This window comes from Pseudanabaena mucicola FACHB-723, assembly GCF_014696385.1.
Taxonomy (GTDB): domain Bacteria; phylum Cyanobacteriota; class Cyanobacteriia; order Pseudanabaenales; family Pseudanabaenaceae; genus Pseudanabaena.
Genome location: NZ_JACJQB010000036.1, coordinates 16,427 through 34,621, shown reverse-complemented (window position 1 = coordinate 34,621; position 18,195 = coordinate 16,427). Strand labels below are relative to the sequence as shown.

12 protein-coding genes and 1 pseudogene are annotated in these 18,195 nt (G+C 42.7%); 9 read left to right on the top strand and 4 right to left on the bottom strand.

Annotation, left to right across the window (positions count from 1 at the left end; translation table 11 throughout):
- Nucleotides 1-97: 97 nt before the first annotated feature.
- The 3 genes and pseudogenes from arsB to arsJ all read left to right on the top strand — a co-directional run.
- A pseudogene (gene arsB / locus H6F41_RS14595) lies at nucleotides 98-901 on the top strand (ACR3 family arsenite efflux transporter); the annotation flags it as partial.
- Nucleotides 902-1,078: 177 nt separating this feature from the next.
- The gene (locus H6F41_RS14590; RefSeq protein WP_190404201.1) at nucleotides 1,079-2,098 is read left to right on the top strand and encodes an ArsJ-associated glyceraldehyde-3-phosphate dehydrogenase; all 1,020 of its coding nucleotides are present in this window, start codon (nucleotides 1,079-1,081) and stop codon (nucleotides 2,096-2,098) included.
- Nucleotides 2,099-2,292: 194 nt separating this feature from the next.
- Nucleotides 2,293-3,552: an organoarsenical effux MFS transporter ArsJ gene (gene arsJ / locus H6F41_RS14585; protein WP_190404200.1), complete on the top strand. Its 1,260-nt coding sequence runs from the start codon at nucleotides 2,293-2,295 to the stop codon at nucleotides 3,550-3,552.
- Nucleotides 3,553-3,566: 14 nt separating this feature from the next.
- On the opposite strand, the gene H6F41_RS14580 is transcribed toward arsJ, so the two are convergent.
- Nucleotides 3,567-4,919 (bottom strand): Fic family protein, encoded by a 1,353-nt coding sequence (locus H6F41_RS14580; protein WP_190404199.1) that lies wholly within the window; start codon nucleotides 4,917-4,919, stop codon nucleotides 3,567-3,569.
- A gap of 205 nt (nucleotides 4,920-5,124) precedes the next feature.
- Between H6F41_RS14580 and H6F41_RS14575 the strand changes: the two genes are divergently transcribed.
- From H6F41_RS14575 to fabD, 4 genes are all read left to right on the top strand, one after another.
- On the top strand, nucleotides 5,125-5,367 hold the full coding sequence (locus tag H6F41_RS14575; RefSeq protein ID WP_190404198.1) for a thioredoxin family protein: 243 nt from the start codon (nucleotides 5,125-5,127) through the stop codon (nucleotides 5,365-5,367).
- 12 nt (nucleotides 5,368-5,379) lie between these two features.
- Nucleotides 5,380-6,387 carry a permease gene (locus H6F41_RS14570; RefSeq protein ID WP_190404197.1) on the top strand — a complete coding sequence of 336 codons (1,008 nt, stop codon included), beginning with the start codon at nucleotides 5,380-5,382 and terminating at the stop codon, nucleotides 6,385-6,387.
- 183 nt (nucleotides 6,388-6,570) lie between these two features.
- Nucleotides 6,571-7,065 carry an HNH endonuclease gene (locus H6F41_RS14565; RefSeq protein WP_190404196.1) on the top strand — a complete coding sequence of 165 codons (495 nt, stop codon included), beginning with the start codon at nucleotides 6,571-6,573 and terminating at the stop codon, nucleotides 7,063-7,065.
- Between the two features lie 186 nt (nucleotides 7,066-7,251).
- The gene (fabD, locus tag H6F41_RS14560; protein WP_190404195.1) at nucleotides 7,252-8,133 is read left to right on the top strand and encodes an ACP S-malonyltransferase; all 882 of its coding nucleotides are present in this window, start codon (nucleotides 7,252-7,254) and stop codon (nucleotides 8,131-8,133) included.
- Nucleotides 8,134-8,187: 54 nt separating this feature from the next.
- On the opposite strand, the gene H6F41_RS14555 is transcribed toward fabD, so the two are convergent.
- Nucleotides 8,188-10,563 (bottom strand): EAL domain-containing protein, encoded by a 2,376-nt coding sequence (locus H6F41_RS14555; RefSeq protein WP_190404194.1) that lies wholly within the window; start codon nucleotides 10,561-10,563, stop codon nucleotides 8,188-8,190.
- A 633-nt stretch (nucleotides 10,564-11,196) separates the two neighbouring features.
- Between H6F41_RS14555 and H6F41_RS14550 the strand changes: the two genes are divergently transcribed.
- Entirely contained in the window at nucleotides 11,197-13,644 is a 2,448-nt protein-coding gene (locus H6F41_RS14550; protein ID WP_190404193.1) for a phosphoketolase family protein, read from the top strand.
- Nucleotides 13,645-13,750: 106 nt separating this feature from the next.
- Here H6F41_RS14550 and H6F41_RS14545 read toward each other — a convergent pair whose 3' ends face one another.
- The gene (locus H6F41_RS14545) at nucleotides 13,751-14,266 is read right to left on the bottom strand and encodes a hypothetical protein (RefSeq protein ID WP_190404192.1); all 516 of its coding nucleotides are present in this window, start codon (nucleotides 14,264-14,266) and stop codon (nucleotides 13,751-13,753) included.
- Here H6F41_RS14545 and H6F41_RS14540 point away from each other — a divergent pair.
- Nucleotides 14,265-14,903 carry a histidine phosphatase family protein gene (locus H6F41_RS14540; RefSeq protein ID WP_190404191.1) on the top strand — a complete coding sequence of 213 codons (639 nt, stop codon included), beginning with the start codon at nucleotides 14,265-14,267 and terminating at the stop codon, nucleotides 14,901-14,903. The genes H6F41_RS14545 and H6F41_RS14540 overlap by 2 nt on opposite strands.
- On the opposite strand, the gene H6F41_RS14535 is transcribed toward H6F41_RS14540, so the two are convergent.
- Nucleotides 14,892-18,077 (bottom strand): adenylate/guanylate cyclase domain-containing protein, encoded by a 3,186-nt coding sequence (locus H6F41_RS14535; RefSeq protein ID WP_190404190.1) that lies wholly within the window; start codon nucleotides 18,075-18,077, stop codon nucleotides 14,892-14,894. The two genes, H6F41_RS14540 and H6F41_RS14535, sit on opposite strands and share 12 nt — an antisense overlap.
- Between the last annotated feature and the right edge of the window lie 118 nt (nucleotides 18,078-18,195).

Sequence of the window (18,195 nt, the reverse complement as noted above, 5' to 3'; positions counted from 1 at the left end):
AGTGGCTCAATTAGTCTCACAGTAATTAGTTCGGATATGGTGATTCTTAGAATCTTCCCATTAGTTCGGATATGTGTAAATAATTCTGCATGGCTACTTATCTCTATTTCAAAGCTGGATCATTGCGCCAAGTTTGATGTTTTTATTAGCGATCGCCTTTTTTCGAGACTCTCCCGACTATATGGTGGGCTTGATGTTAATTGGCATTGCGCCATGTATTGCGATGGTGATTGTATGGAGCGATCTCGCTAAGGGCAATTCTGAATATACGGCGGGATTGGTTGCCTTTAATAGCATTTTCCAAGTGCTGTTTTATAGTTTTTATGCTTGGTTTTTCATTACGGTATTACCGCCGCTCTTTGGCTTACAAAGTACCGTGGTGAATATCAGTATCATTGAAATTGGACAGACTGTTTCTATTTATCTTGGTATTCCCTTTATCGCAGGTTTTTTGACGCGCTTTTTTCTGATCAAAATTAAAGGGAAAAGCTGGTATCACAATGTATTTATTCCTAAAATTAGCCCAATCACACTGATTTCATTGCTGTTTACGATTGTGGTGATGTTCAGTCTCAAGGGGAATTTGATGTTGAAAATCCCCTTGGATGTTGTCAGAATTTCGATTCCATTGTTGATTTATTTCGTTGCGATGTTTGTAGTTAGCTTTTATTTTGCTTGGCTAATTAAGGCAGATTATGATAAAGCGGCGAGTGTTGCTTTCACGGCAGCAAGTAACAATTTTGAACTAGCGATCGCGGTGGCGGTGGGTGTATTTGGCATTAATTCGGGTGCTGCTTTTGTGGCGGTTGTTGGTCCTCTAATCGAAGTTCCCGTTTTAATTAGCCTTGTCAATCTATCTTTTTGGTTCAAGCGCAATTTCTTTGATGCAAAAATAACTTAAGACCCGCCTTTCATTGTAAGGGCAATTCATGACTTGCCCTTACAATGCGTTCTTTGGGAGCATTCCTAAATTTTATTGTTGACAGATTCCCCTAAATACAGCCAAGATAAATATATTGATTACTATAAATATTTGTCTTAATCAATATTTAAAACATACTTAACCTTTAGATAATCTATGGCTGTGCGCGTTGGTATTAACGGTTTTGGCAGAATTGGCAGATTGGTTCTGCGTGCTGCTTGGGACTTTCCCGAATTAGAATTTGTACATATCAATGAAATCAAGGGTGGTATCGAAGCTGCCGCGCATTTACTCAAGTTTGACTCGGTGCATGGTCGTTGGTTACCTGATGTCGTAGTAAATTGCGATCGCATTGTCATTGACGATCAGAAATCAATTCAAAAACTTAGCTTTAGCGAATATGAGAATCCCGAACTAGTCAACTGGCAAGAATTAGGCGTAGATATTATTCTGGAATGTTCGGGCAAATTCCGCACTCCCGAAACCCTAAATCCCTATTTCCGCAAAGGCGTAAAGAAAGTGATCGTGGCGGCTCCTGTGAAGGAAGAAGCCCTAAATATTGTGATGGGAATTAATGATCATCTCTACGATCCTGCCCAGCATCAAATTCTCACGGCTGCTTCTTGCACTACTAATTGCCTTGCGCCTGTGGTGAAAGTCATCCACGAAGGTTTAGGAATTAAACATGGCGTAATTACGACGATTCATGACAATACCAACACGCAAACCCTTGTTGATGCACCTCACAAAGATCTGCGCCGCGCTAGGGCTTCGGCTTTATCACTAATTCCCACCACCACGGGATCGGCAACAGCGATCGCAATGATCTATCCCGAACTCAAGGGCAAGTTAAATGGATTAGCCGTGCGTGTACCTTTGCTGAATGCTTCGCTGACGGATTGTGTATTTGAAGTTGAAAGAGAAACCACAATTGAGGAAGTAAATAGTTTATTGAAAGCCGCCGCCGATGGTGAATTGAAGGGGATTTTAGGTTATGAAGAACGTCCTTTAGTTTCCATTGATTACAAAGATGATTCGCGATCATCGATTATTGATGCTCTCTCCACAATGGTTATTGATGGAACTCAGGTCAAGATTCTCGCTTGGTATGACAACGAATGGGGCTATTCCTGTCGCATGGCGGAATTAGCGAGAAAAGTAGCTTTATCGATTTAATCCCCTCACCCCACGCTCTTCCAATGGGCTATTCCTATATACACAAGTCTCAAAAACCCCCTTTAATTCCCCCTTGCGAAGGGGGAAGATTAGAAATTTTGTTCCCTCCCCTTCCAAAGGGGAGGGGTAGGGAGGTGTTATTTGGAGAGGGGCTAGGGGTGATGGCAAAACATCTAAACTGTGAGAAATTGATCATGACCTCCTCAACTGCATCCCAAGCAAACTTCAAGAACTATGTGCTTGTCACCCTCACCTATTGGGGATTCACGATTACCGATGGGGCTTTGCGACTATTGGTATTGCTTTATTTCAATAATATTGGCTATACCCCCATTCAAATCGCTTCGCTATTTCTCTTCTATGAAGTATTTGGAGTTGTTACCAACTTCTTGGGCGGCTGGATTGGTTCACAATTGGGGCTGAAAGTTACACTCTATACAGGGATAGGCTTACAGATATTCTCACTCATAATGTTGTCTTTGCTCAATCCAGAATGGGCGCAATGGTTAGCCGTTCTCTATGTGATGATCGCGCAGGCTTTTTCAGGGATTGCCAAAGACTTGACGAAAATGAGTACCAAAAGTGCAATTCGCCTAGTCGTGCCGCAGGATGCTCAATCAGCTTTATTCAAGTGGGTTGCGATTCTCACAGGTTCTAAAAATGCCCTTAAAGGTGTTGGCTTTTTTATCGGCAGCGCCTTACTAGGACTATGTGGATTTGTAAATTCCCTCTGGATTATGGCAGGATGTTTATTTTTGCTCTTATTCACAGGCTTATTTCTGCCCAAGGGTATGGGTAAAATCAAAGCCAAAGTCAAATTTAAACAACTCTTTTCTAAAAGCCCTGAAATCAATCTTCTATCCGCAGCAAGATTCTTTCTATTTGGCTCTAGAGACGTTTGGTTTGTGGTGGGATTGCCTGTATTTTTGCGAAGTGTCTTAGGCTGGTCATTTTATCAAGTTGGTGGATTCTTAGCCTGTTGGGTGATTGGCTACGGGATGATTCAATCCCTCGCACCGACATTAATTAAGCGCTTTGGATCTGGTCAACCGCCGCGATCGCAAACTGTGAGATTTTGGACAACTTCCCTAATTGCCGTACCTGCAATAATTGCGATCGCATTACAGCTAAATCTCTCTGCAAACCTAGTGATCATTGTTGGTTTACTCATTTTTGGTGTGGTCTTTGCCTTTAATTCATCGGTACATTCCTACTTAGTTCTCGCCTTCACCGATGATGACAAAGTGGCGCTAAATGTGGGTTTCTACTACATGGCAAATTCAGGTGGACGCTTGGCGGGGACTGTTTTATCAGGATTGGTGTATCAGTTTGCAGGTTTAGTCGGATGTCTGTGGGTATCAACGGCTCTAGTTTTAGCTGCTGCAATAATTACGCGCAAGTTACCTGATCCGCAGACACAAACTGCGATTGCATGGAAATCTGACGGAGAATAGTGCGATTGCCTCTATCACAGTGCCAATCTTGCTTTTAAGTTAGCTGGTGCAATATAAATACGTGCTTTACCCCGTTTAGATTGAGCGAGAACTAACAAATCTCTATCCACCAAGACCGCCAGATAATTTCTAGCAGTGTTCTCAGTAACTCCTAAATCAATCGCTACTTGTTTGGCAGTAAATTCTTGTCCGGGAGATTTCAAAGCTTCTTTCAAAATTTCCAAATGACCTCTATTCAGAGTTTTGGCGAATGGACTGCGATTAACCCAATGTATAAATTGATTAAACTCATCTCTTTTTCTATCTATGTACTCATACAAAGATTTAATAGCTTTTTCGATAGTTTCAACTTGGTTGTAGATAAAATATGTGAGGTCAAAATCATCAGTTTCTGTATAGATAAAAGCTTTATCATAAGCCCCACGTTTTTCTTTGATAAATTTGCTGATTGACACATATTCAAACAACCAATAATCATCAGATCTAAGAATACTCCAATAAAAAATTGCTCTTGCGGTTCTACCATTACCATCACCAAAAGGATGAATATAGGCGATCATGAAATGTAAAATAATCGCTTTAATAATTGGGTGGATAAATTCTGAAACTTGACTATGATCCTGATTTGCAAAGTTGCATAGATAATTAAGCCTAGATTGAATTGTCTGCGCTTCAGGTGGTTCGAATACTTTTTCACCATATAAATCAGTCACAATAATATTATTGTCTTGTCTGAATTGTCCTGATATGGCGGCATTATCAATGGCTTTATAGGTTGCGATCCTATGCAATTCTAATATAAATTCTATTGATAGCTCTTCATCTCTTCTCTCAATCGCTTTTTTCATTAACTGGTAGTTATTGAAAATCATCTGTTGAGATTTATCTTTAGGAGCAAGCCTCTTTTTGAGCATCTCCTGTGCAACTTCGCGAGTAGTTGAAGCTCCTTCTAATTGTGATGAAGTGATTGCTTCTTCTAACATTAAGTTTTTCACAAAATAATGTTGCTTATCACTTGACGAGATGAAGTTGTTTCCATCTATAATCTCCTGACCTTTTCCAATCATTTTGTCAATGGAGTATAACCTTGCCGATAGGGAGTCAGGGACACTGTAAGTAAAACAGGATTCTTTTTCAGCTTGTAACTGTTGTAGATGTTTGGCTCTGGCTTTTCTAGTAATTTTAGTCGCTACCCATGCGGCTATTTCGTCATCGCCTCTTTCTACTCGCCATTTAAACTCATCCCAATGTAAATATCGACCTTTACGATCTGTCTCATGATATTTACCGAGTAGTGTTACAACTTTTTCGTGATTTGCCTCATTCACTAGATCGGCAAAAGGTTTTGGCACTCTAATTCTTGACATAGAGTTAGTTTTTAACTTAATCCTAGTAGGTCTAGTCTATGCGATTTTATCTATAAGTTGGCGATCGCCTACAAATCTGCTTGACTCGGATTTACTACAAAAAGCTAGAAAGTCATGTGTAGGAATTGTAACGAAATCAGGTTTATATATTTATTGCTTCTATAATCAATATATTGATGTATGTCAATATATAAAGGAGTGCATTATGGATACTGTCAAAATTGAAATTTTGGGTACAGGTTGTAAAAAGTGCCAACAGTTAGAAGCAAATGCGAAACAAGCTGTGGCAAACCTCAATCTCATGGCAGAAGTTTTACATATCACTGATCCTGTGGAAATTGCGATGCGGGGCGTGATGTCAACGCCAGCAATGGCGATTAATGGCAAGGTGGTCAGCAAAGGTCAAGTCATCAGTCCTGAACAAATCCAGCCCCTATTGCAACGTTAAAAGGATAAAGCCATGTTTGATCCTTTCTATCCCTTTGATTGGTTAGCAACGCAGATTGTCACAAAATTGTTGGGGTTAGAAATTGCCTCACATTTAGGAGCAAGTCTGCACTTTTTTCTTTACGATGTGCCGAAGGTTTTGACATTGCTAATTGTGATTAGCTTTATCGTTGGCACATTTCAGAGCTTTTTAGAACCAGAGCGAGTCCGTTCTCTGCTAGCAGGAAAGCGAACATTTTTAGGAAATATTTTGGCGGCGATGGTTGGTATTGTCACTCCATTCTGTTCTTGTTCGGCAGTTCCCTTATTCATTGGATTTTTGGAAGCAGGTGTACCTTTAGGTGTGACATTTTCCTATCTGATGGCAGCGCCAATGGTGAATGAGGTCGCGGTAATCTTGCTATGGGGACTATTTGGACTGAAGGTAACGTTGCTCTATATTGGCTTTGGTGTGGGTTTAGCGATCGCATCGGGATACATCATTGGACTGCTCAAATTAGAAAGATGGGTTGAACCATTTGTTTGGGAACTGCAAAGATCGCGCCAAGGGATGGTTGATGATGGAGACGATCATCTAGAACCCATTGCCCTGACTTGGAAGCAAAGATTTGATCAGGGTCGATTTCAATCTAGTGAAATTGTGCGATCGGTTTGGCTGTATGTGGTGCTGGGCATTGCGATCGGCGCGGGGATTCATGGTTATGTCCCGACTGACTTTATCACTCAATACGCAGGTGCAAATAATCCTTTAGCCGTACCACTTGCGGTAGTTTTAGGCGTGCCACTTTATGCCAACATAGCGGGTGTGATGCCAATTACTGAGGCTTTAGTTAATAAGGGAATGCCGATGGGTACAGTTTTATCCTTTACGATGGCAGTTACCGCCCTATCTCTTCCTGAAATTATCATTCTCAAAAAAGTCCTCCGTCCTCAATTGCTATCGGTATTTGTTGGTCTTATGACCATCGGTATTATTAGTATTGGCTATATTTTTAATCTGCTTCTTGTAAGTGGTGCTTAGTGTATAAAACCGAAATAGAGGAAGGTGAGGCTTTGCGTCGCCTTCCTCTATTTCGGTTTTGGGATTAGTCATTTGGATGTCAAAAACATGGATAGTTAGGTGGGATCTTTAATTTCTAATCTAATTACCTCCCTTTTTTGGTTTACCTGTGCTAGCATCTCCTGTAAGTTCGCTTGATAGTAAATGGCAAAAGTCCTTGTACTAAACGCATCCTATGAGCCGCTGAACATCACCAATTGGCAGCGAGCTATTGTCTTGGTTATAAAAGGTAAAGCTGAACGGATTGAACATAATGGCAAGATGGTTTATCCAGATATGCCACTGCCCACAGTGATCCGAATGCTGCAATATATCAGCATTCCCTATAAAGAAATCCCCCTAACTCGACGCAATATTCTTCACCGTGACTCGCATTCCTGTCAGTATTGTGGGCATACAGGTGATGACCTGACGCTCGATCATGTGTTGCCGCGATCGCGAGGTGGTGGTGATAGTTGGGACAATATTATTACAGCCTGTGTGCGTTGCAATGTTAAAAAGGGCAACCGTACTCCTAAGGAAGCGGGAATGCCGCTCAAAAAACAACCCCGTCGCCCCCACAGTGGTTTGCATTTTGAGGTAACTAAATATTTGCGATCGGGAAATCACGACGAATGGAAGAAATATATTATTAATTAGCCTTGCAGTGCTTGGCGCTGAACTAAGAACCAGAGAAAATTTTGAAAGCATCGCGAAGCGATGCTTTCAAAATTTTCTCTGTATTACTTTCATCTTCAATAGGCTCTAGTTTACAGCGCTTTGATACAGTCCGAAGCGCTGTAAACTTTGAAAATACAAAGACACCTAGATAAATATTTTATAAAAATGACCAAAAATGTATGGATATTCCCCGGACAAGGCTCTCAGGCTGTGGGGATGGGTTTGGACTTAGCAGAAGTGGGCAAGGACAAGTTTGAGCAAGCAGCGCAAATTTTAGGTTGGTCAGTTTTAGAAAAAGTGCAAACCGATGCAGCCGAACTGTCTAAGACTCAATTTACGCAGCCTTGTTTGTATGTGATTTCGGCGATCCTTGCGGATGTATTAAAAGCCAAAGGGGCAAAGCCTGATGCAGTCACGGGGCATAGCTTAGGGGAGTATAGTGCGCTCTATTGTGCGGATGTGGTCAATTTTGCGACGGGTTTGGAATTGGTGAAACAGCGATCACAATTAATGTCTGAGGCGAGTGGCGGCGCAATGACGGCTTTGATTGGTTTTGATCGGGCGGCTCTGGAAATTGCGATCGCAGCGACCGATAATGTAATTTTGGCAAATGACAATAGCGCCGATCAGGTGGTCATTTCAGGAACGCAAGCAGGGGTAAAAGCGGTTGTAGAACAGATTAAAACTAAGCGGGCAATTCCGTTAGCCGTCAGTGGCGCATTCCATTCGCCATTGATGGCTGAGGCAGCCGCAAAATTTGCGGAAATCGTGCAGCAAACAACTTTTAATGATGCTTCAATTCCTGTGATTTCTAACGTAGAGCCGCAGGATGCCACCACCAGTGGGCAAGTTTTACGCGATCGCCTCGCTCAGCAAATGACATCACCAGTACGTTGGCGCGAAATCTGTTTATACCTTGCGGAACAAGGTTATGAACAAGCGATCGAAGTTGGCTCGGGTAAGGTTTTGACAGGTTTAGTTAAGCGGACTGCACCGAATATTGCCTTAGTTAATGTCAGTAATTTAGAACAGGCAGAGGCGCTGTAAAAAATCTGTACCGCTCGTATAGCGGGCGGTACAAGCTAATTTGGTCAAAGTTAGTTATTTGCGATCGCAGTCAATTTTGAGCGGATCGATCTGCCCTGTAATCACTGGATCAGCCGCTAATATTTCTGTGATTGCCTCAGCATTTAAGGGTCTGAAGAGATGATAACCCTGCCCAGCATGGCAATTATTATTTCTCAAAAAATCTAACTGTGCAGCATTTTCCACCCCTTCCGCCACTACGTTTAGACCGAGATTAATCCCCAAAGTAATAATTGCCTTAACAATTTCCCCATCTTCAGGATTTTGATTGAGTCGTGCCACAAAGGAACGATCGATCTTGAGCGTATGAATCGGAAAACGGTGCAAATAACTCAAGGAAGAATAACCCGTCCCAAAATCATCAATACAGGTTTGAATATTTTGCTTACTCAATTCTCCTAAAATTTGAGTCGCTAGGGATGTTTTCTCAATTAGTAGACTTTCTGTCACTTCTATTTTCAAATTAGCGTTATTGAGATGTGTCGCCTTTAGGGTTGCTTCAATTTGATGAATCAAGTCATACTTAGTAAACTGCTTCGCCGACAGATTTACACTAATCGTCAGATCCTTGGCATGGGGAAACTGTGTCTGCCATCTACTCAATTGCGAACAGGCTTCATGTAAAACCCAAAGATCAATTCCCACAATCAATCCTGTATCTTCGGCGATGGGAATAAATGCGGCGGGATAGACCAAGCCGCGTTGGGGATGCTGCCAACGAATCAGAGCTTCAAAACCAAGAATCTGTCTGGAGGTGAGACAAACGATCGGCTGATAATAAACAATAAATTCCTGTTGATTGATGGCGCGGCGTAATTCGTTTTCTAGACGTAATTTTTGCAGTGCTTCCGTGTGCATCGCGGGATTAAAGATTTCGTATCTTTCGCGACCTGTTTCTTTAGCCCGATACATCGCTGTGTCAGCATCACGGAGCAACTGATCGGGTTTTGTATAGTTTTCAGCATTGAGAGCAATGCCAATACTGGTACTAATGAATATTTCGTTGCCCTCAATGTTAATGGGCGTTTTTAAAGAGTTTTGAATTCTTTGGGCAACTTCAATCACATCACTAATGTTCGTGATTTCCTCAAGTAACATGACAAATTCATCGCCCCCCAGTCTGGCGACGGTATCGCCGCTTCGTAGACAAGCAACTAAGCGATCGGCAACGATTTTTAGTAATTCATCCCCTGCCAAATGACCGAGGCTATCATTGATCACCTTAAAGCGATCGAGGTCGAGAAACAACACTGCGAAATGATAGGGTAAATCTTCGGTATATTTATGGGCATGGCGATTAGCGACTTGAAAAGCATGACTAAGGCGATCGAGAAATAAAGACCGATTTGGTAAACCTGTGAGGGCATCATGGAAAGCATCATGGCGCAGTTGTGCTTCCATTTTTTTGCGTTCTAGCAATTCATTTTGGGCATTTTGATAGAGTTCCGCCTGATGAATTGCGATCGCACATTGATCGGCAATTGCCTTCGCCAAAGATAGCTCGACCTCAGTCCAATACCTCTCGCTGTTGCATTGGTGCATACTAATGCCGCCGAGATAAGCTTGGCGGTAAATTAGGGGCGTAATCACAATAGAGCGAATTGAGCAGTCCTGCGCCGATTGTTGCATATATTCAGGAAGAGCTTCGTCAATCTGCTCAAAGACAATCTGTTCGCCAGCAATCAATTGATCATGATATTCATCAAAAAAATGACAGGTTAACCCGTACAGATTTTGGGATTCGTCAGTCGTTTCACTGACATATTTGACGCGCATTACACCGTCTTCGTCTTTCTGAAAAATCAGACATCGACAAACCTGTAATGATTCATGCAAGAGATTAACCGTAGTTTGTAACACATCCTCTAAAACCAACGTTTCCCGCATCGCCTGCACAATGCGATTAATGATCCTTTCTCGCCATGCCTGTTCCTCAATTTTTGCGATCGCAGCTCTTTGTTGTCGCCGTAGCGAACACTCTTGCAAAGCCCGTTCTAAAACACTGGGCAGGCGAAACAATCGATCCTTGAGTACATAATCCGTCATGCCCGCTTTGATGCACTCAACCGCAGACTCCTCCCCTAAACTGCCCGTGATCAAAATAAAAGGAATGTCTTGCCCTGATTGTTTTAATAGCTCAAAAGCCTGTAACCCATTAAAACTAGGCAGTCGATAGTCCGAAAAAACAACATCATAGGACTTTTCCTGCAAACATTTTTGAAATGCGATCGCATTGGCAACGGTGTCATAGGTAAAAGTCAATCGGGCAGACTTGAGTGCCAATAAAATTAGCTCGATGTCAGAGGAAACATCTTCAATGATCAAAATGTGCAGCGATTTGTCTAATTGCTGTTCCTGTAACGATTGGTTTTCCTCTTTAGACTCTGACATCAATTTGCCCATGAAGTAAAAATCTCAAAGTTTAGATTTAACACTTTGCATTTTGTGCTACTACCCCCAGTAATTGCCGAAGCTATTACTTGCCAATATAGCAAAAGTATCTTGCTATTAAATTTAACAATGGCAACGCCATTGATTAGCTTTGGCATTATCCGTTAATTATTAGTTTGCCCAGAAATTAAAAAATTATGACGACTAATAAATAAAGTATATCTGAAATTCTATGCGAGGCAATTAAAATCCATCAACTTATACGGGACACAGCATTTGGTCATGGTTTAAAACTCAGATAAATTTTTGAAAGCGTTGTGAAGCAGCACTTTCAAAAATTTATCTAAACCACTTCCCAAAGTGCTAGGTAGCGCTAAATAGGTAAGGATGAGCGGCGCTTCGCTCCGCCTATCCTTACCTATTTAGGACTACCAAATGCTAATTCTGGAATAGATGCGAACTAAGACATTTAACCCATACCCTATACCTAGATATAAGGCTGTGAGCGGCAATCGTGATCCCCAAGAAGAATCTAAAGGAGATATGCAGATATATAGGAGTTCTCTCAATTTCCATGTAGAGTTGTGGAGTCAGAAGTCAAAACATTAGTTTAGTGACAGGAATCTTAATTTCATGGTATCAACTCCTCTAAAACCAACTGACATGAACCTATCCAATTCAGCAATTAGCTGCTATGGCACTGCCAGAGCGACAGTGACAGGTACACCGCTTAGTACCGAGGAACTACAAAAAATCGATGCTTACTGGAGAGCCTGCAACTATCTGGCGATCGGCATGATCTACCTGCGCGACAATCCACTCTTGCGCGAACCACTCAAGCCAGAACACATTAAAAATCGTCTGCTCGGACATTGGGGGTCTAGTCCTGGGATGAGCTTTGTCTATACTCATCTCAATCGTTTAATCAAAAAATATGATCTGAACACGATCTTTCTTGCCGGCCCTGGACATGGTGCACCTGGCATTTTAGGCCCTGTTTACTTAGAAGGAACCTATTCCGAGATCTATCACGACATTGGTGAAGATGAAGAAGGGATGAAGCGTTTCTTCAAACAGTTTTCCTTTCCAGGAGGCATTGGTAGCCACTGTACACCCGAAACCCCTGGCTCAATCCATGAAGGCGGTGAACTCGGCTATAGCGTTTCCCATGCCTATGGAACTGTCTTTGATAACCCCGATTTAATCTCTGTCGTCATGGTCGGTGATGGCGAATCGGAAACAGGGCCCCTTGCCACCGCTTGGCATTCTAACAAGTTTATCAATCCGATTCGTGATGGTGCTGTATTACCAATTCTGCACTTGAACGGGTACAAGATTAATAACCCCACGGTTCTAGCTAGAATCAGCCATGAAGAGCTAGAAAGTCTATTCATCGGCTACGGCTATCAGCCCTATTTTGTCGAAGGTTCCGATCCTGAATCGATGCACCAAGCGATCGCCGCCACCCTCGAACATTGCATCAATGAAATCAGAACTATTCAACAGGAATCTCGCAGCACAGGTATTCCCAAACGCGCCAAGTTCCCCATGATCGTATTGCGGACTCCCAAAGGCTGGACTGGGCCTGCGGAAGTGGATGGTCACAAGGTGGAAGGCTTCTGGAGAGCGCACCAAGTGCCTTTGTCGGGAATGCATAACAATGATGAGCATTTACAAATGCTATCGAATTGGATGCGGAGCTATAAGCCTGAAGAATTATTTGATGCTACAGGCAAGTTAAAACCTGAGTTAAAAGAACTTGCCCCCATCGGTGAGCGTCGGATGAGTGCAAACCCGATCGCCAATGGTGGTTTGGTACGTCGTGCCTTACGAATGCCTGATTTCCGTGAATATGGTGTCAAGATTGATAAGGCAGGCACTAGCGAAGCCGAAAACACCAAACCTCTGGGCGTATTTTTGCGCGATGTCATGCGTCACAACATGGAAAACTTCCGTGTATTTGGTCCCGACGAAAATACATCCAACAAGCTCCAAGCTATTTACGAAGTCAGTAAAAAGTTCTGGATTGCTGAATATTTGCCCGAAGATGCCGATGGTGGTGAATTAGCAACCGATGGTAGGGTGATGGAAATTCTTAGCGAACATACCCTTGAAGGCTGGCTAGAGGGCTATTTGCTAACGGGTCGACATGGATTCTTTTCTACCTACGAGTCCTTTGTACATGTAATTGATTCGATGATCAACCAGCATTGCAAATGGCTAGAAATTAGCAAAGACATTCCTTGGCGTGCGCCCATTTCTTCGCTGAACTTGTTGATTACTTCCACAGTCTGGAGACAGGATCACAATGGCTTTACCCATCAAGATCCCGGCTTCTTAGATGTAGTGGTCAACAAGAGTGCTGCCGTTACCCGTATCTATTTGCCACCTGATGTTAATAGTTTGCTGTCGGTTTCTGATCATTGCCTACGCAGCACCGACTATGTGAATGTGATTGTCTGTGATAAGCAGTCACACTTACAATTCTTGAGCATGGATGAGGCGATCAAGCACTGCACCAAGGGCTTAGGCATTTGGGACTGGGCAAGTAATGACCAAGGCTGTGAACCAGATGTGGTGATGGTTGGCTGTGGTGACATTCTCACGCAAGAAGCCCTTGCCGCCACTATCTTGCTATGGGAGCATTTCCCAGAGTTGAAGATTCGTTTTATCAATGTGGTCGATTTGTTTAAATTACAGCCCGATACTGAGCATCCCCACGGGTTAAGCGATCGCGATTTTGATTCGCTATTCACCACCGATAAGCCGATCATTTTCAACTTCCATGGTTATCCTTGGCTGATTCACCGTCTCGCCTATCGCCGTAACAACCACAAAAATCTGCATGTGCGTGGTTACAAGGAAAAGGGCAATATCAATACGCCGTTGGAATTGGCGATTAATAACCAAGTTGATCGTTTTAGTTTGGCGATTGATGTGATTGATCGTGTGCCAAAGTTGCGGACGATTGGCGCTCATGCCAAGCAAGCGTTACTCGATCAACAAATTGAGTGTCGCCAATATGCCTATGAGCATGGCATCGATAAGCCTGAGATTGTGAACTGGCGTTATCCGCATTAAGAAACTAGGAAGAAGTCCTTAAGGACTTCTTCCTAGTTTCCGCTAATTAAATTAGATTTTTCGGCTCAAAGGAAAACTATAAAAAATTCCTCATAGGTAAGAAGCTTTAGAGCTTACTAAGCTGCTCACGTAGCTTGTTAGATAAAGTTAACCATCCTGCATGGTAGTTTGCCATATCAGAAATAGGAGATTTATAAAAGCCGACAAAAGGTAAATTTGGCATGGGAGACTTCGCTTTGAAAAACTTCTCCTTATCCTTCTCATGGTTTGTGAGCAAATTCACGGCTTTGGTTAAGTCATCTTCATTAACTAAATAAGAATCAACATTTAACTTTTTGGCAATATATCTCAAAAACTCTTGTGGACTTTTGATACTGCAAGTTTCTTTTTGCCATATATCTTCGTTAGCTAATTGGTATAAGAACTTCATAGTAAAGTTATCTTCAATTGTTTGTAGCATCTTTTTTACCTCTGTAATTTTTCGGTTATAAAAGCTTTTTAGTTCTTCTATAGTTTTAGTATAACATAATTTATAAGATTTGTAACAATATGAGTTAAAAGTATTTTTTGTGGTATGAGGCTGTATTTTTGCAAAGAAACTCAAACAATTAGAAAAAATCATGAGCTTAAAACTATATCTACTCCGTCATGGAGAAACCGCCTATAGTCGCACTGGCGGCTATTGCGGCGATCTTGATCCTGAGTTAACGGAAAATGGCGAAAAAATGGCATTAGCCTTTGCGGATGCTCATCGAGCAATTTCATGGGATGCCGTATTTGTTAGCCCCATGAAACGCACAATTGCCACAGCGACACCACTATGCAGAGCGATCGCTGTAGAAATGCAATTTCGTGATGGTTTGCGAGAATTGCGCTATGGCAAATGGGAAGGACTCACCAATGAATTTGTGAAAGAGAATTATAGTGATGACTATTTGCGTTGGTTGACCGAACCTGCATGGAATCCGCCCACGGGTGGCGAAACGGCCGTGCAACTGGCTAGCCGTGCTTCCTTAGTGGTCGCAGAAATTCAAGAAAAATATCCGTCGGGAAATGTGCTGATTGTGTCCCACAAAGCCACAATTCGAGTAATTCTCTGTGGTTTATTGGGGATTGATATGGGTAGATATCGCGATCGCATTGATGTTCCTGCTGCCTCCCTAAGTATTGTCCAGTTTGGCCCACTTGGCCCCATGCTCAAGGTGTTAGGCGATCGCAGTTTTATGGATGCAGATTTGCGATCGCAATCAGGCACTTAATTCATTGAGGGGCTTTTTGCCCACCAACCAATAGGTCTGCATAATCCCCTTACCCTTAACATCGATCTCGCCGCGTTTCCGCAGTTCAAACTTATCCTTGAGCAATTCATAGGTTACTGCCGTCACTTGGATTTTGCCAACCTCACTATGGGATTCCATCCGACTTGCCACATTAACGGTGTCACCCCAGAGATCGTAAATAAATTTTTGCGTGCCGATTACCCCTGCGATTACAGATCCCGTATGGATACCGATGCGAATTTGGAGATGATGTCCTGTTTGATGGCGGAGTTCATTTACTTTTTCAATCATTTCCAATGCCATAGCTGCGATTGCCTCAGCATGGGTTTCCGTGGGGACAGGAATCCCGCCCGCTAACATATAGGCATCGCCAATGGTTTTGATCTTCTCTAATCCATATTTTTCGCACAACATATCAAAGCTAGAGAAAATCCGATTGAGCAGATCAACTAAATCCTGTGGTGAGAGCTGTGACGAGATTTGGGTAAAGCCGACAATATCAGCAAAGAGAACCGTGACCGACTCAAAGCTATCGGCAATTACGCCATGGGCTTGCTTGAGGCGATCGGCGATTGCTTTCGGCAAAATATTCAACAGCAATCGTTCTGACTTCTCCTGCTCGGCATGGAGAGCTTCTTCCGCCAACTTGCGTTCGGTGATGTCATCAAGCACACCTAAGATGCCGATGGTCTTACCTTCAGCATTGATAATCGGCAACTTGCTAATGTCTAGCCAAATCAATCTTCCTTCCTGATCAGGATTGACTTTCCGTTGAATAATATGTAACTCAGGCTGATTGGATTGCATAATCCTTAGATCCCGCTCCCGAAAAGCATCGGCTAGTTGCGGATTCGCAATTAAGTCAAAATCAGTCTTGCCAATCACCGTTTCAGGGCTATCTAGTCGCGCCGACCTTGCCCAGTTTTTATTACATCCACGAAATACCAGATCGACATCCTTCCAGAAAATCTGTTGCGGAATACTATCAATGATCAATCGCAAGTAAGTTTTTTGCTCTTCCAAGGCTTGCTCAGCACGCACCCGCGCCGTAATATCCTGAAAACTCCACACTCTCCCGATAATCTGATCACCGAGCATCTGAGGTCTTGAATAACACTCGATTACCCTGTCATCAACTAGCTCTAACAGGTCATAGCTTTCATGGTCAGGATGCCGTTGAAATTCTTGCGATCGCAACATAAACTGTTCAGCATTAATAATTCTATCCGATAAAAACTCTAGTCTCAGGGCATGATCAATCGTCGATAAAGCTTCTGGTGATAGCGAGAACATATCGATAAAGCGTTGATTATAGTTAGTGATATTTCCTGTCTGCGCCATGGCAACCACTCCATCGGCAATAGACTCAAAGGTTGCCCTTTGCAAACTCACAAATTCTCCTAAAGTAGATTCCACTCGCTTACGTTCTGTAATGTCAATGCCTATCGAAAGAATTTCTACTAAATGCCCCGTATCATCGAGAATAGGACGATTTGACCAAGATATCCATACTTTTTCACCGTCATTACGGATATTCTGACTCTCCTGAAACATCGATACATCAGAGCTATTCTTACTACTTCCCATCCATTCAATCAAACTGGAAATCGTGGTGTCATCAGATTCTTGGACAATGGTTTGATTAATATTTTTGCCCACCACCGCTTCTTCAGATGCAAAACCAAAGAAAGATAATCCGTACTCATTGATAAATTTAATTGTACCGATTGTATCCGTGCGTAAAATAATACAATTTGCCGCTTCTACGAGGGTGCGATACTTGGTTTCACTAGATTTAAGGGCTTCCGTGCGTCGCTCAACTCGTCTTTCCAGTTCCTCTTTATTTTGAGCAAGTGCCGTAAAAGAAATTTGGAGTTGATGTGCCATTTGATTAAAGGAATCCGCCAAAATCGACAATTCGCGCACATTGGCAGTTTCAATTGGATGATATGGCTGTCCGCTAGCAAGATCCGCAGAGGCGGAAATTGTTGCTAACATATGCGACGCATCGATTAATTTCTCAACGGGCTTGGCAATCCACTTTGAGGTGTAAAATCCTGTCAAGCTGGCAAAAATTAGCGCTAAGGCGCATAAAACAATCGTGTTGCGGGTGTTGATATTAATGCGATCGCGAAAATCTGCCTCAGACACCACTACCACCAAAAGCCAGTTTAAACCCTGCTTACTAGTTAATTTCGTAATCTGAATGTACTGAGTTGCCCCCTCCCAATCCAGTTGCATTTGCTGATAATTTGGTACATCCGCAGGATTAGGATATTTGCGTTTGAGTTCCTCAAAGGCTTGGCGCAAAATTGGGTTTTCACTTTGAGTAGCATGAATGCGTTGTTGCCCCTTATCCGTGGAAATATAGGGCATTTCCGCAGTCGAGGTCGCCACAAGCTGCCCCGACTGCTCCAAAATAAATGCTTGTCCTGTTTTTGCGATCGTAAGCTGTCTCAAAAAGTCGCCAATTTGAGAAAGCGTCAAATCTACACCCAAGACCCCTCGCAAATCCCCCGCTTCCCCATAAATTGGCACAGAAGCCGTAATTCCTAAAATCGGACGCGCCACAAATAGATAAATCGGACTCCAAACCATTTGTTTTGACTTAATTGCCCCCTGATACCAAGGGCGAGTCCGCGGATCATAGGCATTGACTTCAATGCGGTTGAGAACCTTACCTAGCTTATCTAAACGATAGATAGATTTTTGTGGCGGTGAGAACGATGTAGAACGATGTAAAACTAAATTATTCTGGTCTCTATTCTCGACCCCGATAAACTGTCCTTTAGGATTAGCTGCATAGAAAAAGTAAAGATTGGGCGATTGTTGAACCTGCTGCCAAAACAATTTATCAAGCCGATCCAGATTCTCAAAACTAAAATTGCCAACCTTTGCTGATACTCCATGGGCTTGCAAAATTTCTAGGGGCGCATCGAAATAGCCGCGTACATGGGTTTCAATCGTTTTCGTCACCTCTCGCCCAATCTGTGGTGCTAACTCCTGCGTGGCTTCCCGTCCATTTTGCACCGATAGCCACCCCGTAATTCCCACGGCCGCAATTACCTGCGTCACAAAGGGAACTATCAGCAATACCTTGAGAGAAAGCTGGCGACGTTGCAATGGTTGGTCGTGGTCGAGGTGAGCAGACATACAAAAGCTGCATTTTGAAATGCTAAATTTTCACCATCATAAAGCGATCCTAACCGAAAAAACGAGTCCGTAATTATTTGCTCAATTTACGCGATTGACCACCCCATGACTAACAGTT